General features: G+C 36.4%; 20 protein-coding genes and 1 other RNA gene. 7 read left to right on the top strand and 14 right to left on the bottom strand.

The window, feature by feature from the left end:
- Positions 1-33: 33 nt before the first annotated feature.
- The 3 genes from KQI83_RS03880 to KQI83_RS03870 form a co-directional block, all read right to left on the bottom strand.
- Positions 34-2265 (bottom strand): SpoIID/LytB domain-containing protein, encoded by a 2232-nt coding sequence (locus KQI83_RS03880; RefSeq protein WP_216554872.1) that lies wholly within the window; start codon positions 2263-2265, stop codon positions 34-36.
- A 167-nt stretch (positions 2266-2432) separates the two neighbouring features.
- A non-coding RNA gene (ssrS, locus tag KQI83_RS03875) (6S RNA) lies at positions 2433-2613 on the bottom strand.
- A gap of 99 nt (positions 2614-2712) precedes the next feature.
- Positions 2713-3114, bottom strand: a complete 402-nt coding sequence (locus tag KQI83_RS03870; RefSeq protein WP_216554870.1) for a cytidine deaminase — start codon at positions 3112-3114, stop codon at positions 2713-2715.
- Positions 3115-3332: 218 nt separating this feature from the next.
- On the opposite strand from KQI83_RS03870, the gene KQI83_RS03865 reads away from it, so the two are divergent.
- Positions 3333-4697 carry a citrate/2-methylcitrate synthase gene (locus KQI83_RS03865; RefSeq protein ID WP_216554868.1) on the top strand — a complete coding sequence of 455 codons (1365 nt, stop codon included), beginning with the start codon at positions 3333-3335 and terminating at the stop codon, positions 4695-4697.
- On the opposite strand, the gene KQI83_RS03860 is transcribed toward KQI83_RS03865, so the two are convergent.
- Entirely contained in the window at positions 4698-6224 is a 1527-nt protein-coding gene (locus tag KQI83_RS03860) for a sensor histidine kinase (protein ID WP_216554867.1), read from the bottom strand.
- A complete protein-coding gene (locus KQI83_RS03855; protein WP_216554866.1) occupies positions 6214-6888 on the bottom strand; it encodes a response regulator transcription factor in 675 nt (224 codons plus the stop codon). Before KQI83_RS03855 ends, KQI83_RS03860 begins: the two co-directional genes overlap by 11 nt.
- A 265-nt stretch (positions 6889-7153) precedes the next feature.
- On the opposite strand from KQI83_RS03855, the gene KQI83_RS03850 reads away from it, so the two are divergent.
- Both KQI83_RS03850 and KQI83_RS03845 read left to right on the top strand, forming a co-directional pair.
- A complete protein-coding gene (locus KQI83_RS03850; RefSeq protein ID WP_216554865.1) occupies positions 7154-7525 on the top strand; it encodes a response regulator in 372 nt (123 codons plus the stop codon).
- A gap of 3 nt (positions 7526-7528) precedes the next feature.
- Positions 7529-8407, top strand: coding sequence for a chemotaxis protein CheX (locus KQI83_RS03845; RefSeq protein WP_216554864.1), 879 nt, complete (start codon positions 7529-7531; stop codon positions 8405-8407).
- A 105-nt stretch (positions 8408-8512) separates the two neighbouring features.
- On the opposite strand, the gene thrC is transcribed toward KQI83_RS03845, so the two are convergent.
- Entirely contained in the window at positions 8513-9994 is a 1482-nt protein-coding gene (thrC, locus tag KQI83_RS03840; protein ID WP_216554863.1) for a threonine synthase, read from the bottom strand.
- A gap of 107 nt (positions 9995-10101) precedes the next feature.
- The gene (locus KQI83_RS03835; RefSeq protein ID WP_216554862.1) at positions 10102-10917 is read right to left on the bottom strand and encodes a cell wall hydrolase; all 816 of its coding nucleotides are present in this window, start codon (positions 10915-10917) and stop codon (positions 10102-10104) included.
- A gap of 171 nt (positions 10918-11088) precedes the next feature.
- On the opposite strand from KQI83_RS03835, the gene KQI83_RS03830 reads away from it, so the two are divergent.
- Positions 11089-11892, top strand: coding sequence for a hypothetical protein (locus KQI83_RS03830; protein ID WP_216554860.1), 804 nt, complete (start codon positions 11089-11091; stop codon positions 11890-11892).
- A 111-nt stretch (positions 11893-12003) separates the two neighbouring features.
- On the opposite strand, the gene leuD is transcribed toward KQI83_RS03830, so the two are convergent.
- Both leuD and leuC read right to left on the bottom strand, forming a co-directional pair.
- The gene (leuD, locus tag KQI83_RS03825; protein WP_216554859.1) at positions 12004-12489 is read right to left on the bottom strand and encodes a 3-isopropylmalate dehydratase small subunit; all 486 of its coding nucleotides are present in this window, start codon (positions 12487-12489) and stop codon (positions 12004-12006) included.
- 11 nt (positions 12490-12500) lie between these two features.
- A complete protein-coding gene (gene leuC, locus KQI83_RS03820) occupies positions 12501-13757 on the bottom strand; it encodes a 3-isopropylmalate dehydratase large subunit (RefSeq protein ID WP_216554858.1) in 1257 nt (418 codons plus the stop codon).
- Positions 13758-13892: 135 nt separating this feature from the next.
- On the opposite strand from leuC, the gene KQI83_RS03815 reads away from it, so the two are divergent.
- Positions 13893-14789, top strand: a complete 897-nt coding sequence (locus KQI83_RS03815) for a LysR family transcriptional regulator (RefSeq protein WP_216554857.1) — start codon at positions 13893-13895, stop codon at positions 14787-14789.
- 102 nt (positions 14790-14891) lie between these two features.
- Here KQI83_RS03815 and ilvC read toward each other — a convergent pair whose 3' ends face one another.
- The 3 genes from ilvC to KQI83_RS03800 form a co-directional block, all read right to left on the bottom strand.
- Positions 14892-15914 (bottom strand): ketol-acid reductoisomerase, encoded by a 1023-nt coding sequence (ilvC, locus tag KQI83_RS03810; protein WP_216554856.1) that lies wholly within the window; start codon positions 15912-15914, stop codon positions 14892-14894.
- 72 nt (positions 15915-15986) lie between these two features.
- Positions 15987-16487 carry an acetolactate synthase small subunit gene (gene ilvN / locus KQI83_RS03805; protein ID WP_216554855.1) on the bottom strand — a complete coding sequence of 167 codons (501 nt, stop codon included), beginning with the start codon at positions 16485-16487 and terminating at the stop codon, positions 15987-15989.
- Positions 16488-16651: 164 nt separating this feature from the next.
- Positions 16652-17308, bottom strand: coding sequence for a YkgJ family cysteine cluster protein (locus KQI83_RS03800; protein ID WP_216554854.1), 657 nt, complete (start codon positions 17306-17308; stop codon positions 16652-16654).
- Between the two features lie 97 nt (positions 17309-17405).
- Between KQI83_RS03800 and KQI83_RS03795 the strand changes: the two genes are divergently transcribed.
- Together KQI83_RS03795 and KQI83_RS03790 are read left to right on the top strand one after the other, a co-directional pair.
- Complete coding sequence (locus KQI83_RS03795; protein WP_216554853.1) at positions 17406-17912, top strand: DUF6512 family protein; 507 nt, start codon at positions 17406-17408, stop codon at positions 17910-17912.
- Positions 17913-17963: 51 nt separating this feature from the next.
- Positions 17964-18116: a hypothetical protein gene (locus KQI83_RS03790; protein WP_216554852.1), complete on the top strand. Its 153-nt coding sequence runs from the start codon at positions 17964-17966 to the stop codon at positions 18114-18116.
- 6 nt (positions 18117-18122) lie between these two features.
- Here KQI83_RS03790 and KQI83_RS03785 read toward each other — a convergent pair whose 3' ends face one another.
- Both KQI83_RS03785 and KQI83_RS03780 read right to left on the bottom strand, forming a co-directional pair.
- Complete coding sequence (locus KQI83_RS03785) at positions 18123-18983, bottom strand: hypothetical protein (protein WP_216554851.1); 861 nt, start codon at positions 18981-18983, stop codon at positions 18123-18125.
- A 235-nt stretch (positions 18984-19218) separates the two neighbouring features.
- Positions 19219-20229: a GGGtGRT protein gene (locus KQI83_RS03780; RefSeq protein ID WP_216554850.1), complete on the bottom strand. Its 1011-nt coding sequence runs from the start codon at positions 20227-20229 to the stop codon at positions 19219-19221.
- Between the last annotated feature and the right edge of the window lie 6 nt (positions 20230-20235).

Here is a 20235-nt window from a genome sequence, read left to right as displayed (position 1 = left end):
TACTTCCTCCATATCAGGCTTCATTTTTCTCGTCTAATATATATTTTCAATTGTAATTCCCTGATAAAACTTCATTAAAATGTCCATATATGACATTCCTGCTTTTGCCATTCCATTTGCTCCATTCTGGCTCATTCCAATACCATGACCATAACCACCGCCATATACCACATAACCATTTTCTACCGGTATAATGGTAATATAGGCACTAGGTAATAATGTCATTGTTACTTCTTTTCCATCTTTGTTAGTTAACTTTTTCAAAGATGTTCCTAAAATATATCGTATATTATATTCATTCATAATCTGCACATTTCCCTGTTCATAGGAAATTTGCAACTTTTTCACGCATCCGCCAGTACTTCGTTCTAAAACATTCATTCCAATAATGTTCCCAAACCCGGATATGTCATTTACTGTCGCCTGAGAACCATCTGCCTTATACACTTGTATATTCGTTGGATTTGTCTGTGCCCGTTCTGAAATTGCCTGATTCACACCTGTAATATTTTCTACTGGATTTAGTTCTGCTCTCCAGCGAAAATACTGGGATTCGCTATCATACGCTACAATATCCTTATTTTGTATAAATGCGGAAAATGCCTCCTCTGACGAAAAATCCGGCTCACTTTCATCATTCAATAAAGTAACCGCTTTCAAATATCCATCCTTTTCTTCTTCCGGTAAATTCCATGCCGACATATTATCCGTGTGTCCGCAAGAAGTAGAAAAATAATAGGCTTCCGCAATTTCACCGTTATATTTTATCACTTCTCCCACCGTATCGTCTACTGCAAGATTGGTTTTTTCGTCTTCTTCCTTTTGGTTGTAAACCTGATAATTCGTGCTATCATCAATATTCGCTGCAAAAGCTGCATAGTTTCCCTTCATCAGTTGAATACAGGCATAGCTTCTGGCGCAAACAGCTTGTGCTCGCAATGCTTCTACTTCATAAGAAGCCGGCATTTCACTTGGCACTACACCATAGAGATATTTTTCTAATGAAACTTCATTTACTACTCCAAACCCCTCTGAATATTTCCGTATTTCCATACTTCCACGATACCCGAGAGACGTTTTCTCCCCAGCATCATTGGCAAAATATAGTTTTCCGTTTTCTGATGGTACAATTTTCACGAAATCACTACTGTCTGGTGCGAGCATAGCTGCTGGTATTATCACCTGTCCTGCCGGAACTGCAACCTGACTTTCTCCTATGAAAACAGTGCAATCTGCATCAGAAACAAATACGGGATTTTCTCGATATGGTGAACTGTCATTTAACAAAAGTACCCGCACATTTTCAATTTCCGCCGGTTGTTTCAGTATAATACCGCACACCTTTTTTTCTGCCACAACAAAGTCTGCCTGAAGATTTCCGATAACCAGCTTAGATTCATCCAATTGTTCTACTGTTCCGTACGTTTTATAAATTTTCAATTTTCCTTCATATTCTAATGTTCCATATCCCGAAATTTCAATCTGGTTTTCGTTAAAACTTAAAACCTTTCCCTGAATCATATCTTCTTTTTTGTATATGGCAACTGCTTTTCCTTGTTTCCACACAATATCGCATATGGTATCTGTAATGGACTCCTCTAAACCATCAATCTCTACACTTATCTGCTGTTTTTCATATAAAACCTGTGCTTTTCCTTTTTCGGTACTATGAACAAACACATTTTTCCATGTGATTTCTTTGGAAGTTCTTTCCTTTACTCCTATGATTTCGTTATCCTTCAGATACACCTGATAAGTAGCATAAGGTTCAAAATAATTCATTGCCTTGGGTAGCTGATAATATCCCTCCTGCGTTAGTATCTGCTGTTTTTTTGCTTGTGTTAAAAAAATAACATTCTCAGTGGTTACTGTCTGATTCACATCTAATAAGTCCAATATTTGCTCATAAACCCTATTCCATTCTTTTCGGGATACTGTTTTTAATTTTGATTTTTTCTCATAAGTAACATATTTATCTATGGATAACTTTTTTAACAAATCCTCCATTTTTCCATAGGTCAACTTACCTTTTAAATTTTTACCGTTATTGATTTCCTTTATTACGTCCTTCCATCCCTGTTGGTCATAATAAGTAAAACTCATCTGACTTGGTAACTCACCAATTGCCACATAGTTTTCCGAATATCCTTGTTCTACACTCTTTGTTCTTGACACTCCTATTCCAACAATAATTAGTAGTATGAAAACAATGATACCACTTAGCATTATGTACTGTCTTTTACTTTCTATCCTTCTCTTTTTCATAATCTTTTCTACTCCGTTTATTTTATACGATAAAGAGGCTGCTTAAAAAGCAGCCTCTTTCTTTTGTATTCTATGTCTTGTATTCATCCTTCGTACTTTTACAACTCTTTGGTAACTTTTGCGCAAGTTATCTTTAGTAAAAGTTTTGATTCATACATTTTCATTTGAATTTACCCAAAATGCCGTTTCCTGTGATTTTGACGCCTAGCCAATGCTAGGTGGGTAACCGCAACCGCTCTTCTGTCTTCCGTTGCAAACGACGGCCTGACATCCAATTGGCAATGTAGGAATCCCATAAACGTAAATGTAGGTTCAAAATAACAGGGGTATCGCACATTCCAGGAATCATTTTCGTTTCTTTCTAAAAAGAATTATACTCTATTATTTCACAAATTTCAATGTAAAATTCTTGTCAATTTTTGGTTTTTTCTATTGTTATCTTTTTTCTCATTTTTTCTGCAAATTTTCTACTCCAAATGCTCCCGGCAATAACTCCCCCAAAGTCGTAATTTTGTAATCTTCCACATTATTTGCAAGAATCACCTGTAAAGATGCATCTGCAAACTCTGATAGCACCTGCCGGCAGATACCACATGGTGGTAAATAGTCCCCGTGATCTCCATTAATAACAATTGCTTCAAACTCTCGTTCGCCGTCTGAAACTGCTTTAAATACTGCTGTTCTTTCCGCGCAATTAGTAGCTCCGAAGCTGACATTTTCAATATTGCATCCGGTATATACCTTTCCACTCTTTGTAAGTAATGCCGCTCCTACGCGAAAATGTGAATATGGAACATATGCCTGTTCTTTTGCCTCTATTGCTTTCGTAATCAATGCTGGTATTTCCATTTACATTCCTCCTTTGGAACGTTTTCTCTGTCTATATTCTATATTATTTTTCTTTGAAAATCTATAAAAATAATCATATAAATTCTAAAAAAAATATTAAATTTTCTTTATTTTCTTGTCTTGAAATAAATACATATGGTATGATAGGAGAATCGGCAGTGTTTCACACAGTATCACTTTAACACTGTACTTTTAAAATATCCAGAAAGGGGTTTTATATGCACACGAATTCTTTTTGCGAAATCACACCTGAAATTGCGCATTTAGCAGAACTAAGCCGTCAGGCGGCAACTATAAATCCGGAACTTTTCACAACCTACGATGTAAAACGTGGATTGCGTGACCTTAACGGAAAGGGCGTGCTTGTTGGACTGACTGAAATTTCCGATGTCTGCTCCACAAAAATGGTAGATGGTAAATCTGTTCCGGCTCCAGGTGAATTGTACTACCGTGGTTATAACGTAAAGGATATTATCCGTGGATTATCTGACAATAACCATTTTGGTTTTGAGGAAAGTACATATTTACTTTTATTTGGAAAGCTTCCTACTTCAGAAGAATTGACTTCTTTCTGCCAGGTTCTTGCCAAATACCGTACACTTCCTACCAGTTTTGTGCGTGATATTATTATGAAAGCACCTAGTCAGGACATGATGAATACACTTGCTCGTAGTGTTCTTACACTTTATTCTTATGATGATAGAGCAGATGATATTTCCATTCCAAATGTTTTAAGACAATGTCTGGAATTAATCAGTCTCTTTCCATTGCTTTCTGTATATGGATATCAGGCATATAAGCATTATCATGATGGAGCCAGCCTTTTTATTCATACACCAGACCCAAAACTATCTACCGCTGAGACGATTCTTCATCTTCTGCGCCCAGATAGTAAATATACACCATTAGAAGCAAAACTTTTAGATATTGCCTTGATTCTTCATATGGAACATGGCGGTGGTAATAACTCTACTTTTACTACACATCTTGTTTCTTCTTCTGGAACAGATACTTACTCTGCAATCGCAGCTTCCCTCGGTTCTTTAAAGGGACCTCGCCATGGCGGAGCAAATATCAAAGTAGTAAAAATGTTTGATGATATGAAACAACACATCCATGATTGGAATGATGAGGACGAAATCAGTGCTTATCTTACTGCTCTTCTGCATAAGGAAGCATTCGACCATGCCGGACTTATCTATGGTATGGGTCATGCTGTATACTCCTTATCTGATCCCCGTGCAGAACTGTTTCGTTCTTTCGTACAGCGTCTGTCTAAGGAAAAGGGTCGCGAAGACGAATTTGCTTTGTATTCTACTGTAGAACGTCTTGCGCCTCAAATCATTGCAAGAGAGCGGAAAATCTACAAAGGTGTTAGCCCGAATGTAGACTTCTTCTCAGGCTTTGCTTACAGTATGCTGGACTTACCATTAGAGTTGTATACACCAATCTTTGCCATTGCACGAATTTCCGGTTGGAGTGCACATCGCTTAGAAGAATTAAACTACAATGGAAAAATCATGCGTCCTGCATATAAAAACGTACAGGAACACTTGGAATATACTCCAATGGATGAAAGATAATTATTCTTTATCTCTATAAATGGGCAGTTCAAACCAAAAGGTACTGCCCTCGCCTATACGGCTTTCTACACCATACGCAGCTTCATGCAATTCCAAAATATTTTTTACAATAGAAAGTCCCAATCCTGTCCCCATAACCGCACGTTTATGGGTTTTATCTACTTTATAATATCTATCCCACACATATGGAAGATCTTCTCTTGTAATACCATCACCGGTATCATTCACTTCGATTCGTACCATATTTTCTCGTACAAGCTGACGAACCAAAACTTTCTTATCAGCTCCCGTATAATTAATGGCATTATTTACAAGGTTATAAATCACTTGAAAAATCTTAAATTCATCCGCTTCTACCATAACCTCTTCTTCGTATTGAAATTCGATGGTATATCCATCTTGTTCTTTTAACTTATTATAACGTTCAAAAACGGATTGAATACTTTCTGTTAAATTATAAACGGAGGCTTCTTTCTCCATCACGCCTGCCTGAAGTTTGGAAATATCCAACATATCATTTACCAACATAGTAAGTCGACGTGACTCATCTATAATCACCTGTACATTTTCCGGTGTATTTTCTCCCGGCAAATCCCTCATTACCTCAGCATAAGCAATAATCATTGTCAGTGGCGTACGCAAGTCATGGGAAACATTTGCCAAAAGTTCCTTACGAAATCCTTCTGTTTTTTCCAATTCTCTCGCTGCATAATTCAATGTTTCGGAAAGTTGTGCAATTTCCCGATAATCTTTTCCTGAAAATTCCACGGAATAATCGCCCTTCGCCAACTCTCTTGCCGAATCATTTACTTTTATAATAGAACGAGATATTTTTCTTGATAATAAAAGAGCAATTACCAATGACAGCAGTAATAAAATAACAGAAATCCAGATAAACTGTATTCGCAGAGTATCCACTGTCGCATCTACCGGTGTCAACTGTGAATTTACCATTACAACAAATGCATTTGTTCCATCCTCAACAATCTCTACATATATTGCTGACTGCACCATTTTTTGTCCATGATTTTGCAAAAAATCGTTTTTCGGTTGCGGTGGAACTTGTTGGCTTTCATTGTTTACGGGTGGCTGTCCTTCTAAAGGAAATGTAATATTTCTGCTTCCTTCAAATTCAATTTTTGCCTTTCCCCCCTGCTCTTTTGCCTGCTGATAGTATTGTTCAAACTCTTTTTGGGGTATACTGCTCATTTGAGAATTCATAATGTATTCTGCACTATGAATCACATTCCCTTCCGAATCTGCCACTAAAATAGAAAGATTTCCTTCAGCAGCGATACTGTCAATTTGCGTTTCTGCATCGCTTGGTAACTCTTTTTCTATATCTATCACTTTTTCTAATGCATTCTTGGCTTCGCGATTTTTAATAAGTTTATAAAAGGTATCCAGATAACAAATCTGAAACACCCACAAAATAGCAAGTAAAATCACTGTGAAACTTAACAAATACAGGAAGACTTTCCATTTTATACTGATTTTTTCTCTTACTTTTTCTTTTCTAAGCTTCAAAACGATATCCCACTCCTCTTAATGTTACCAAAAATTTTCTATATTGCCCTAAACTGCTGCGTAAAAGTTTCACATGCGTATCCAAGGTTCTGTCATCTCCATAGTAATCATATCCCCAAACCTCTGTAATCAACCTTTCTCGCTCCAGCGCAATATTTCTGTTTTTTACTAAATAGAATAACAGCTCATATTCTTTGGGAGACATGTCTACTCTTTTTCCGTCTACGGTAACAGTTCTTCCGGTAAAATCTACTATCAGACCTTCTTTTTGAAAAACTTCTCTTTCCGCTTTTTCTGTCTTTCCCTGATTTCGATTAATCACTACTTTTACCCGCATCATCAATTCCTTGGGAGAAAAGGGTTTTACCACATAGTCATCTATTCCTATTTCAAATCCATGAATTCTATCATACTCTTCTCCTCTTGCAGATAGCATAATTACTGGTATATCCTTTTCCTTTTTTATTTCACGGCAAGTAGAGAAACCATCCAGTTCCGGCATCATTACGTCTAAAATAATAACATCAAAATCCTGTTGTCTGCAAATGCGTACCGCTTCCATTCCATCTCTTGCTTCTACAATTTCATATCCTTCAAATTCTCCGTACTTTCGAATAATGGTACGAATTTTTTCTTCGTCATCTACAACTAATATTCTACTCATGTTCTGTTCATGTTCTCCTTATATCAATCTACACCGCAGTGCACGTTCATTATATCGTGATTCTATCTATCACTCAATCATTTCATCATTCGTTGGACACCCAAGTGTGTTCCCCGCACTTGCACTTATTATATCACAATGCACTTACAATTGTCGAAAAGTATCCCAAATTATATTTACAATAAAGAAAATATTGAAACTTTTAGGCTTTTAGTGTAAAATTAGTATATATTAAATTGACTATACTGAAGGAGCGGTGGTTACTATGGAAGATGTAAAAATTTTAATATGTGATGACTCGATTTTAGCACGCAAACAATTAAAAGATATTATTCGCAGGTGCGGTTGCAACACCTTTCTAGAAGCTACCAATGGAGAACAGGCTGTTGCGCTATACAAAGAATCAAAACCGCAGCTGGTTTTTTTAGATATTGTTATGCCTCAGATGGACGGTGTACAAGCAATTCGTGAAATTCGGCAATTTGATCCTAATGCGTATATTATTATTGTTTCTTCTGTTGGTACACAGTCTCAGTTGAAAGCTGCCATTTTGGAAGGTGCACATGACTTTATTCAAAAGCCTTACTCCTCTTCCACCATTATCCAAATTGTAAAACAACGTTTCGAAGGGAGATAGGTTATGTATACACAATTTTTCGGAAATTTTCTAATTAATAAAGGCATTATTACAACAGAACAACTTATGGAAGCTCTGGAAATTCAGTCTTCTGCTCATCAAAAACTGGGTACACTCGCTATCCATGCCGGATATATGACCGCAAATGAAGTGGAAGATGTCTATATTATGCAGACTCATTATGATAAACGTTTTGGCGAATTAGCTGTAAAACTTGGTTATCTTACACAGGCTCAGGTAGAAAAGTTACTAAAGCTTCAGCTTCCTGATTATATGAAACTTGGACAGGTACTTGTGGAAAAGCAATGGATATCCAATGTTGACTTGGAGAATTTAGTAGCTGAATATTGCTCTGCTTATGAGATTTATGACCTGAACTTGGTGATTGAGCAGCAGGAATTAGTGGAAAAACTTCTCTCTTCCTTCTGTTCTAAAGAAAATATTGAACATCCAGAACGTATCATTCCGTATATGACACTCTTTTTCAATAATTTGATTCGTTTTATTGGAGAAGATTTTACACCTTTAGAAATTATTCCAATGCCAGAAGTTCCTACTAATTTCTGTGTTTCGCAAGAAATCGGCGGAACTTTACTATCTGCCTTAGATATGGAACCTCAGACGGCTATTGCGTTTGCATGCAAATATGTAGATGAAGAGTTCACAGAATTTGATGAATATGTTCTTGCTTCCGTAGAAGATTTTCTAAACCTTCACAACGGACTGTATACCGTAAATATGTCCAATGAACATTCCATTGAATTGAAGCTGGAGCCACCTGTAATACAAGAGCATACAACTCTTTCTACGGACTCACCCGCTTATCTTCTTCCGATTATTTATCCTTTTGGACGAATTAACTTTATTGTATCTATCTTATAAAATATTTTCTAAATATAACACGATATTTCTTGTGACGCAAAAATTCCTATTACATAAAAAAAGAATTCCACAATTTGCGGAATTCTTTTTTATGTACACGCTAAACTATATTCCTAAGAATTTTTTTACTACAGACTGCATCTCATTTACTTCGCAAACAGTTTTGTGCAATACCGGTGCTGTACGAATATCTTCGATTGCCTGTGGTACCTTTACCTTAGAAAGTTTTGATAATTCATCTACTAATTCGAAATCTGGCTGGCTGTCATACTTCTTATCAATTGCAGTCATAACGCTTCTTGTAAACTTATATGGACTTGCAGTAGATGCGATTACAGTCTTTGCTTTATCTCCTGTTTCTTTCTGGTATTTATGATATACAACTGCTGCTACCGCAGTATGTGTATCAATGATATATCCTGTTTCATCATAGATTTCTTTAATTACTGCTGCTGTTTCTGCTTCACTTGCATAATTTCCATAGAAATCTTTTAACTGCTCTTTCATTTCTGGTGTGATTTCGTATTTTCCATTTGCCTGTAAGGACTGCATCAATTCCTGATTCTTCTTTGCATCATTTCCCGCAATACGATAAATCAAACGTTCCAAGTTGCTGGAAATTAAAATATCCATTGATGGAGAACTTGTTAAAATAAAGTCACGATTCTTGTCATATTCTCCTGTGGTAAAGAAATCATACAATACTTTATTTTCATTAGAAGCACAAATCAACTTTCCAATCGGAAGTCCCATATTCTTCGCATAAAATGCTGCTAAAATATTTCCAAAATTACCGGTTGGCACTACTACATTCATAACTTCTCCATTCTGAATATTTCCTGCCTTTACCATCTTAGCATAAGCATATACATAATATACAATCTGAGGTACCAAACGTCCAATGTTGATTGAATTTGCAGAGGAGAACTGATATCCTGCTGCTTCCATTTCTTTTGCTAATGCTTTATCAGAAAACATCTGCTTTACACCTGTCTGTGCCTGGTCAAAGTTTCCATTGATTCCTACAACAAATGTGTTATCCCCTTTCTGGGTTACCATCTGTTTCTGCTGAATTGGACTTACTCCATCCTTCGGATAAAATACAATAATCTTGGTTCCTTTTACATCTGCAAATCCTGCTAATGCAGCCTTACCTGTATCTCCGGATGTTGCAGTTAATATTACAATATCATTTTTTACTTCATTTTTTCGCGCTGCTGTAATGAGAAGATGTGGAAGAATGGACAATGCCATATCCTTGAACGCAATGGTAGCTCCGTGGAATAACTCCAGATAATAAGCATCCTGAGCCTTTACCAGTGGTGCAATCTCCTCTGTATCAAACTTAGAATCATATGCATTCTTGATACAGTTTTTCAATTCTTCTTCTGTAAAATCTGTCAAAAACAGCTTCATCACTTCATATGCTGTTTCCTGATAAGACATATTTGCCAGCTTTTCTACCGGAACTTCCAAAGATGGGATACTATCCGGTACAAAAAGTCCGCCGTTTTCTGCAAGACCTTTTAATATTGCCTGAGAAGCCGTTACTTTCTCTTCTGCGTTTCTTGTGCTTGAATATAACATATTCCCTATCCATCCTTTGCTTTTATAATCCATTCCATTATAAAATTTTTCCACAAGTCTGTCAATCATTACACTACACAAATTTACTCTATTAAAGCGTAAAATTTTCAAGGAAGTGTATAAAATTCATGTCCGCCATACTGAAACAGCCACTTCAGGTTATGATCGAACCACGCCATATCATTAGGATTCGCTTTGCTTCTAGCAGAAAAAAACAATGCACCTTGAGAATAATCTTCTCCATGTAACGCCTTTTCTACCGCCTGTCTGGTTTGTTCTGTCACTTCAACACTAAAATATCTTCCGTCTACGGTAGGAGCAAACTGAGCACTTCCCCCGCTTTTTTCAAAAATCACTTCGTAGATATTATCCTTGAACCCCTCTGTTAAGACACGGTTCAATATCACTTCTGCCACTAAAATTCTTCCCTTTTCTTCCTCTCCACCGGCTTCTGCCTGTACAATCCTGCACAATGCTTCGTAGTCTTGTTCTGAAATTTCCAACTCCTGATATGGATTCACTGGTGGCTGAGGTAACTCTTGTTCTATTTGTTCCACATTTTCAACACTAACACACTGCTTCACCATTTCTCTTTTTCGCTGTATTATTTTATTTGCATTTTCTATCTTACTCTGTTCTTCCTCTAATGCACATTTACATTGTTTTAAAAACTGTGGTCCGGCACTTCCGCCACTTCCTTCTGTTTCTTCTCCCGCCTCTTCTTTTTCTCCTGCATGCCATACTCTGTATTCCTTAGAAACAGCTCTGTTCTTTCCTGTTCCACCAAATGCCTGTGCACTCAAAGAAATCATGGCAAATACTAAAAATCCGGAAGCAATTACCACAGAATTTCGATAGGATTTTTTGGAAATCTTTCGTATACTGCCATATACATTCTTTAGTAAGTTTTGAATTATTAACATAATGTTCCTCTTTTCTATCAGTGACTTTACAAATAAATATCATTTTTCCTTGCTTAGTCAATAAAAATTTTTTCCATAAATTACCATTATTATTCCAGAACTTTCAGAAAAACTTTTTCATTCCTACTTTTTATGTTATACTTATCTCAAATTATATTCCGGGAGGTTTCTATGCTACCAGGTGTATACCTTGCTTATAAAAAGAACGGTGATGCTTATTATCGTTCCAACATTACCTATAAAAGTAAACATATCTCATTAGGTAGTTTTTCCAAAGAATGTGATGCTAATACGGCTTATGTGGAAGCTGGTAAGATTTTAACGGATTCTGGACTTACGATAGATACCGTTTTTACTTACCATACTATTTTAAAATTTGATAAGGTGATTTCTCTGTTGAATTTTAGGGATAATGGCATTTATTTTAAAAATCCTATTTATCTTAGAAATAATTATTTTGTATATTACATTTCTAAGTATGATGAGTTAAAATTTGATATTGACGATTTATTCTATTACTCCAGTCATAAAATTATGCGTCGTGGGACACATCTGTTTGTAAATGATTATGGTATGCAGGTGAATATTCTCTCGCGTTATGGGATAAAAAATTACGGAGTTGCCGGAAAAGATTATTATTTTGCCAATGAAGATTACACCGATTTTCGTTACTCCAATATTATTATTGTTAATAAATACCACGGTGTAAGCCAATACTTAAAGAATGAAATTCCTCGTTATAAGGTTAAAATACATATTAACGGAAACTATACGATAGGAACCTATCGCAGTGAAGAAAATGCTGCAATTGCCTACAATAAGGCGGTTGACTTAGCGAAAAAGCACGGAATTACCAAAGACTTTCCAACCAATTATATTGACAATTTTTCGCCTAAAGAATATGCAGATACTTACAGCAAAGTAAAAATTTCTGCAAAATATTTGAATTATCTTGCTACATTATCCGCTTTATAAACACTTCATATCCTTAGCGAAGTGTTTTTTATGCAATAGGGCGCAATTTTCTATTGCACTAAAAAGGATGCCACATGTTTATACAACATATGACATCCTTTTGTTTTCAATCTATTTCTGATTGATATAGTTAATTAAACCTTCTGCCTTAATAATTTTCTGCATAAACTCCGGAAACGCCTGACCTTGGAAGCTGGTTCCTTTTGTTTTATTGGTAATAATACCACTATCGAAATCTACTTCTACTTCATCACCTGCTTCAATACCCTTGGCTGCTTCTGGGCATTCAATAATTGGAAGTCCAATATTAATTGCATTACGGTAAAAGATTCTTGCAAATGTTTCAGCGATTACGCAACTTACACCTGCTGCCTTAATAGCGATTGGTGCATGTTCTCTGGAAGAACCACATCCAAAGTTCTTATCTGCTACAATGATATCGCCCTTTTTTACTTTATTTACAAAATCCTTATCAATATCTTCCATACAATGTGTTGCTAATTCCTTTGGATCAGAAGAATTCAAATATCTTGCTGGAATAATAACATCTGTATCGACATTGTCACCATATTTAAAAACTGTTCCATTTGCTTTCATTTTTCTTCCTCCTATTCCTGTGGTCCTGAAATCTTACCGGTAATTGCACTTGCCGCTGCTACTGCCGGGCTTGCAAGATAAACCTCAGAATCTACATGTCCCATACGTCCTACAAAGTTACGATTTGTGGTGGATACGCATCTTTCTCCTTCTGCAAGGATTCCCATATAACCACCCAGACATGGACCGCAGGTCGGTGTACTTACAATTGCTCCTGCTTCGATAAAAGTTTTTAACAAACCTTCTTCCATTGCTTCTAAGTAAATTTGCTGTGTTGCAGGAATAACAATACAACGTATTCCCTTAGCAACTTTATGTCCCTGAAGTACCTCTGCGGCAATTCTAAGGTCATCTAATCTTCCGTTGGTACAAGAACCGATTACAACCTGATCAATTTTCACATCGCCTACTTCATCAATAGTTCTGGTATTTTCCGGAAGATGTGGAAATGCTACCGTTGGTTTCAATGTACTTAAATCAATCGTATATTCTTCATCGTATTCTGCATCCGCATCTGCTTCGTATACCTTAAATTCTCTCTTAGAATGTTCCTTCATATATGCAATTGCTACATCGTCTACCGGGAAAATTCCGTTCTTTCCACCTGCTTCGATTGCCATATTTGCAATAGTAAAACGATCATCCATAGATAAGTTATGTATTCCTTCTCCTACGAATTCCATAGACTTGTAAAGAGCTCCATCCACTCCAATCATACCAATAATATGAAGAATCACATCTTTTCCGCTTACCCATTTTGATGGCTTTCCTACTATATTAAACTTAATAGCAGATGGTACTTTAAACCATGCCTTTCCTGTTGCCATTCCGGCTGCCATGTCTGTACTTCCTACTCCGGTAGAAAATGCGCCTAATGCACCATAAGTACAAGTATGTGAATCTGCTCCAATGATTACATCACCTGCAACAGTAAGACCTTTTTCCGGTAACAGCGCATGCTCAATTCCCATCTCACCTACATCAAAGTAATTGGTGATTTCATTCTTACAGGCAAATTCTCTTACACATTTACAATGCTGTGCAGACTTAATGTCTTTATTTGGTACAAAATGATCCATAACCAGTGCTATTTTATCCTTATGAAACACCCCATCTTTATTAAATTTATCCATTTCATGGATAGCTACCGGAGATGTAATATCATTTCCTAAAACCAAATCCAGATCTGCCTCAATCAACTGTCCTGCCTTTACTTCAGGAAGTCCTGCTGCTGCCGCCAGAATCTTCTGTGTCATTGTCATTCCCATCTTCTATGTCCTCCTGTTTTACTATTCTCGTGTTTGCGTATCATTTATCTATGCTTGCTATTTTAGCATAGATAGTAGTATAATAGAAATACATATTAAATATGTTTATTATGACTTTTAGTTATGGAGGTACTTATGAATCAAAACTTATCTTCTTATCGCATTTTTTATGCTGTTGCAAATGCCGGAAATATCTCAAAAGCTGCAAAAGAGCTTTATATCAGCCAGCCTGCCATCAGTAAATCTATACAAAAATTAGAAGACAGCGTAGGGGTACGTCTTTTTGACCGTAGCTCTCGAGGAGTTACTTTGACTAGCGAAGGAGAACTTCTTTATTCTCATGTAAAATCTGCCTTTGAAACTCTTTCTCTCGGTGAGGAAAAATTACGCCGTTCCATTGCACTGGGAGTTGGCCATCTGTCTATTGGTGTTAGTTCTACCTTATGCAAATATATATTACTTCCTTATCTAAAGGACTTTATTAAAAAATATCCACACATTAATATTTCTATTGCCTGTCATTCTACCAATCAGACATTAGCTCTTTTGGAAGATGGAAAATTAGATGTAGGATTAATTGGAAAGCCGGAAAACTCTAAAAATATTGATTTTTACTGTTTGCGTGAAATTGAAGATATTTTTGTTGCTACCGATGACTACTTACATATTTTAAAACTTCGTGGTGTAGAGCCTGACCAAATTTTACAAAATTCTACTCTTATGCTATTAGACAAGGAAAATATGACCCGCCAGTATATTGATGACTATTTTCAGAGCAATCACATTGCTATTCAAGATACCATTGAGGTTTCTAATATGGACCTGCTGATTGAGATGTCCAAAATCAGCCTTGGGGTTGGCTGTGTCATTCGCGACTTTGTTAAGGATGAATTGCAAACCGGTATTCTAAAGGAAATTCCATTGGGTATTCCGATTCATAAACGTGAAATCGGATTTGCATATAATCAGAATGTCCGTGTTTCTAATTCTTTGGAGCATTTTATTGAATTCTACGAAAGCTATACCTTATAAAAATGTATTTTTTAATCACTTAAAAACGGCAGAAAAATCTTCTATGACTTTTCTGCCGTTTGTTATGTATTTCTATTTTATATCATAGGAAAAACATTCAGATTAGTTGTTGATTAACTTATCTGCTTCGTTGTTCCAGCTATAAAGCTTACGGATTTCTTTTCCTACTTCTTCTGATGGATGCTCAGCTGCTCTCTTTCTCATAGCCTTAAAGTGAACCTGACGTCCTGCTGGAGACATATCTAATAAGAAGTCTTTTGCAAATGTTCCATCCTGGATATCTGTTAAAACTTTCTTCATTGCTTTCTTTGTATCTTCTGTAACAATCTTAGGTCCTGTGATATAGTCACCATACTCTGCTGTGTTAGAGATAGAATATCTCATTCCTTCGAATCCAGATTGATAAATCAAATCTACGATTAACTTCATTTCATGGATACATTCAAAGTAAGCATTTCTTGGATCATATCCAGCTTCTACTAATGTTTCAAAACCAGCCTGCATCAATGCACAAACACCACCACAAAGAACTGCCTGCTCACCGAATAAGTCTGTTTCTGTTTCTGTTCTGAAAGTTGTTTCAAGAACACCTGCTCTTGCTCCACCGATTCCTAAAGCATATGCTAAAGCAATATCCTGAGCTTTTCCAGTGTAATCCTGTTCTACTGCGATCAAACATGGAGTTCCTTTTCCTACCTGATATTCGCTTCTTACAGTATGACCTGGTGCTTTTGGTGCAATCATAGTAACGTCTACGTTCTTTGGTGGAACGATACATCCAAAGTGAATGTTGAAACCATGAGCGAACATTAACATGTTGCCTTCTTCCAAGTTTGGCTCGATATCTTTCTTGTACATATCTGCCTGTAATTCATCATTGATAAGAATCATAATGATATCTGCCTTCTTAGCTGCTTCATCAGCAGTATATACTTCAAATCCCTGTGCCTCTGCCTTTGCCCAGGACTTACTTCCCTTATAAAGACCAATAATGACATGGCATCCGGATTCCTTTAAGTTTAATGCATGTGCATGTCCCTGGCTACCATAGCCGATAATTGCGATTGTTTTTCCTTCTAATAATGAAAGGTTACAATCTTCCTGATAAAATATTTTTGCTGCCATTTTTCTTATCCTCCTAGAATATTTTTAAATATCACATTATGCTTGGCATAATAAATATTATTCACTATGTTATTAATCGAACATCCGAACATCTGATGTTCCACGATTGAGTCCTGTAATACCGGTTCTTGCCAGTTCCAGAATCTCATATTCTCCTAACAGTTCCAAAAACGCATCTAACTTGCTTTGTGAACCAATCAGTTCAATCATCATAGAGTCGTTTGTAACATCTACAATCTTTGCCTTAAAAATCTCCGCAATGGAAATAAGTGGCTGACGCTGTGAAGGTTTTGCGCTAATCTTAATTAATATCAACTCTCGGCATACGGATTCTCCGTCCCTAAGCTTCTTAATATCGATAACGTCTTCTAGCTTTGCAAGCTGTTTTTCAATCTGCTCTAAAATCATCTCGTCTCCACTGGAGACAATAGTAATTCTTGTAAATCTTGGATCAGCCGTAACTCCGGCTGTAATACTGTCAATATTATATCCTCTACGACTAAAAAGTCCGGATACATGGCTGAGTACATTAGGTGTATTCTCAACCAATATAGATAATGCTTGTCTTCCCATAAGAAAAACCTACCTTTTCTTTACGCTTCACGATTACTAATAAGTTTAGCATATTATGGTACTTTGTCAATAGGATGAAGCTATACTTATTATTTTTATCTATTATTCCTTTTAGTTATAGTTAAGTGTATCTACTATAATTTTTAGTAAAGTCCTTGTCTTTTCTATTCTTTTAGTTTTTCTAATAGCTTTTCTGCCATTTGTGCTCTCTTTTCAAATTCTGCATAAAAGTCTCCTCGATAAGACTCTGCAAAAAATAAATTCAACAAATACATATTTAATTCCTGCACAGTATCCTTATCTTCTACTTTTGCCAATTGTTGCACGTTTTTCTGAATCGCATGCCAGCGCAATAAAAACATCTCATTTGCTTCTAATTGTGGAATTCCCAACCATTTTTTAACTTTAACCTTCGTTTTATTGGGTTTTGGACAGGCATGTTCCAAAAAAATATAACCTATTTTTTCTGTGTCATACTGTCTTCCCAATGGAAACAAACGACAAATTCCCGGACGAAATGCATGAATACTGCATCTTCCATTTTCATTCAAAAAGCCACATGTCTCCTGTGTTCCTGACATTTTTAGATTCGGAACAATTACGCCCTCTGAAATTCCAAGTTCCAGCTTATCCTGTAATAATTCTGCAAAACTCTTATGTAGATTTATCTCTAACTGCCAAATATCATATGGATTTAATGTAACAGAATCGCCCATACCCTGGCAACAGGAAAAGCACCCTTCACACTCCCCACATTCTAACTTTACCATGTCATTTTTTTCATATATTTTTCCATCTGTCAGCTTATTTTCATTCTGCATTCTTTATCTCCTGATTTCATATTTTACAATTTCATGTGATAATCCGCTCTGCCAGTGCATATATTAATTGTACTATTTTTACAGAAAGGATGTCGCTATGTATAAAAACTTACGTTGTTGTATTATTTTCGGCTTTTTCTTTACAGTTATCGTAGGCACACTGTTACACTTTGCCTATGATTGGTCAAATCATGCGTTTCTTGTCAGCTTGGTTGCCCCCGTAAATGAATCTACCTGGGAACATATGAAACTGCTTTTCTTTCCTATGCTCCTTTTTAGTATTTTTTGTATTTCAAAACAGAAAAGCTCATATCCGAATACTGTCTCCGGACTTTTTGCAGGTCTTCTACTGGGAACCTTCCTAATTCCGATTTTTTTCTACACTTATACAGGCATACTCGGCTTTGATGTTTTCTGGCTGGATATTGCTGTCTTTATCCTTAGTTCCTTTTTTGCTTTTACATCCGCCTATCGTTTAATTCAAAGTGGTAAACTTAAAAATTGCACTTATCTATTGATTGGGCTTGTTATTATTTTAACTATATGTTTTTTTCTATTTCCCTATTTTCCCCCAAAGATTGGGCTTTTTAAAAATCCCGTTTAAGGAACGTATATCTTATTTACTTTTAGACATACTATTCTTGAGGTGATAAACATGGCAAGTTATATTGATCCAGGATTACAGGATAAATTTGAATCCTTATCCACTGAATTAAAAAACTGTATTTTAGAACGAAATGTAAAACTCTATACGCTTCAAGATTTAATCGGTGTTTTAGAAGAAATTGTAAATGAGGCCGAAAGCTGATACCGCCTATGGGCGGTTCCAGTTTTCATCAATGCCACTCTCTTTCCATTGATTTTCTTCTTCCTGATATTGTTCCACTAATAAATATTGAAACTTACTGGTAGTTTTTAATGCATCATATACATATCGTAACGGTATTCTAGTTCGATTATTGGTTGGACTTCCCGGTTCTGCCAGAAATACCGTATCATCTTCTGCCTGATATAGCCAGATATTTACATAATGTCCCGGTGTATCTTTCCAAAAGGTAGCATCGTTATCACTACTGATAAGTACTACAGCAGACTTTGCTTTTGCAATCTGCTGTTGGAATATCTCATAGCTTTCCGGCTTATAATATACATCACAGGAAATCCCGCAAGTTTTCAATACCTCTTTCATATTTCCCCAGTCAATAGCTCCTGACTTTCTTCTGGGAGCATAGCCTGAAACTTTCATGGCATATTCACACATATCCCATGGAGAAACTTCGTAGGGAGACAGCGTATCATAAATATTTGCCATACAACAAAGTCCACAACCAAAATTTCCAAATGAATTCCCTTTTACCCCAAAAAGGCACCATTCTCCCGACCATGGAATTCCCTCTGACCATGATCTTGGTCCTTGTAAAAAGGTATACACTTCTGTTTCATCTATGTAAAATGCTTCAATTAAAAGTCGCTTGTCTTCTTCTGATAGAACTTGTCCCAAACATTCTGATATTCCGATATTTAGTTTTACTTCTTGTGGTTGCTCTATTTTTGCTTTTTCACTTTCACTTGGTTTCTGTTCTACTTTTTTCCCATCAATCTTTTCTGTAAAAGTAGATAAAAACAAAAGAAGTCCTATCAAAAAAACAACCAATGCAGATATGTATTTCTTCATTTCATTACCTACTTGCCTATTTATAACAACGAATTTGCTCGTCAGATTCTTTGTGCCCGAGCTGTGTCACTTATGACTAATTTTTCATCTCCGCGAAGTACACTTCCTTAGCGGAGCATTTTTTATATCATAGGAATATCATATGCTTTTGCACTTTAATGCAATGCGATATTTCTATGATATAAATAGAGACGGGATAAAATATCCCGCCTCAAAATGCAATTTTAATGATTACTTAGAACTTACCAGCCTTTGCTGCTTCCTCTACACTAACTGCAACTGCAACTGTAGCACCTACCATTGGGTTGTTACCCATTCCGATAAGTCCCATCATTTCAACGTGTGCAGGTACAGAAGAAGATCCAGCGAACTGTGCATCAGAATGCATACGTCCCATAGTATCTGTCATACCATAAGAAGCTGGTCCTGCTGCCATGTTGTCTGGGTGAAGTGTACGTCCTGTACCACCGCCAGATGCAACGGAGAAGTATTTTTTACCCTGCTCGATACATTCTTTCTTGTATGTACCTGCTACTGGATGCTGGAAACGTGTCGGGTTAGTAGAGTTACCAGTAATGGAAACACCAACGTTTTCATGATGCATGATTGCAACACCTTCCTGAACATCATCAGCACCGTAACATTTTACAGTTGCACGAAGTCCGTTAGAATATGCTTTTTCGTATACTACGTTTAATTTTGCTTCTTTGTAGTCATACTTTGTTTCAACAAATGTAAATCCGTTGATACGAGAGATAATCTGTGCAGCATCTTTTCCTAAACCATTTAAGATAACGCGTAATGGTTTTTGACGTACTTTGTTTGCTTTTTCAGCGATACCAATAGCACCTTCAGCTGCTGCGAAAGACTCATGTCCTGCTAAGAAGCAGAAACATTCTGTTTCTTCCTCTAATAACATTTTTCCTAAGTTACCATGTCCAAGACCTACTTTTCTGTGGTCTGCAACGGAACCTGGAATACAGAATGACTGAAGACCTTCACCGATTGCGGCTGCTGCATCAGCTGCTCTTCTACATCCTTTTTTGATTGCGATAGCTGCACCTACGGTATAAGCCCAGCATGCATTTTCAAAACAAATTGGCTGAATTTTCTTAACCTGCTCATATACGTCAAGTCCAGCGTCCTTTGTAATCTTTTCAGCTTCTTCGATAGAGCTGATTCCATAACTATTTAATACAGAATTAATCTGATCAATTCTTCTTTCATATGATTCAAATAAAGCCATTATCGT

The organism is Roseburia sp. MSJ-14 (genome assembly GCF_018918225.1).
Lineage (GTDB): Bacteria > Bacillota > Clostridia > Lachnospirales > Lachnospiraceae > Petralouisia.
This window is presented reverse-complemented; position numbering and strand designations above follow the sequence as displayed.

Coding starts and splice junctions, on each gene's coding strand:
- KQI83_RS03880 (WP_216554872.1), bottom strand. CDS start 2,265: ATGAAAAAGAGAAGGATAGAAAGTAAAAGACAGTACATAATGCTAAGT.
- KQI83_RS03870 (WP_216554870.1), bottom strand. CDS start 3,114: ATGGAAATACCAGCATTGATTACGAAAGCAATAGAGGCAAAAGAACAG.
- KQI83_RS03865 (WP_216554868.1), top strand. CDS start 3,333: ATGCACACGAATTCTTTTTGCGAAATCACACCTGAAATTGCGCATTTA.
- KQI83_RS03855 (WP_216554866.1), bottom strand. CDS start 6,888: ATGAGTAGAATATTAGTTGTAGATGACGAAGAAAAAATTCGTACCATT.
- KQI83_RS03850 (WP_216554865.1), top strand. CDS start 7,154: ATGGAAGATGTAAAAATTTTAATATGTGATGACTCGATTTTAGCACGC.
- KQI83_RS03845 (WP_216554864.1), top strand. CDS start 7,529: ATGTATACACAATTTTTCGGAAATTTTCTAATTAATAAAGGCATTATT.
- thrC (WP_216554863.1), bottom strand. CDS start 9,994: ATGTTATATTCAAGCACAAGAAACGCAGAAGAGAAAGTAACGGCTTCT.
- KQI83_RS03835 (WP_216554862.1), bottom strand. CDS start 10,917: ATGTTAATAATTCAAAACTTACTAAAGAATGTATATGGCAGTATACGA.
- KQI83_RS03830 (WP_216554860.1), top strand. CDS start 11,089: ATGCTACCAGGTGTATACCTTGCTTATAAAAAGAACGGTGATGCTTAT.
- leuD (WP_216554859.1), bottom strand. CDS start 12,489: ATGAAAGCAAATGGAACAGTTTTTAAATATGGTGACAATGTCGATACA.
- leuC (WP_216554858.1), bottom strand. CDS start 13,757: ATGGGAATGACAATGACACAGAAGATTCTGGCGGCAGCAGCAGGACTT.
- KQI83_RS03815 (WP_216554857.1), top strand. CDS start 13,893: ATGAATCAAAACTTATCTTCTTATCGCATTTTTTATGCTGTTGCAAAT.
- ilvC (WP_216554856.1), bottom strand. CDS start 15,914: ATGGCAGCAAAAATATTTTATCAGGAAGATTGTAACCTTTCATTATTA.
- ilvN (WP_216554855.1), bottom strand. CDS start 16,487: ATGGGAAGACAAGCATTATCTATATTGGTTGAGAATACACCTAATGTA.
- KQI83_RS03800 (WP_216554854.1), bottom strand. CDS start 17,308: ATGCAGAATGAAAATAAGCTGACAGATGGAAAAATATATGAAAAAAAT.
- KQI83_RS03795 (WP_216554853.1), top strand. CDS start 17,406: ATGTATAAAAACTTACGTTGTTGTATTATTTTCGGCTTTTTCTTTACA.
- KQI83_RS03790 (WP_216554852.1), top strand. CDS start 17,964: ATGGCAAGTTATATTGATCCAGGATTACAGGATAAATTTGAATCCTTA.
- KQI83_RS03785 (WP_216554851.1), bottom strand. CDS start 18,983: ATGAAGAAATACATATCTGCATTGGTTGTTTTTTTGATAGGACTTCTT.
- KQI83_RS03780 (WP_216554850.1), bottom strand. CDS start 20,229: ATGGCTTTATTTGAATCATATGAAAGAAGAATTGATCAGATTAATTCT.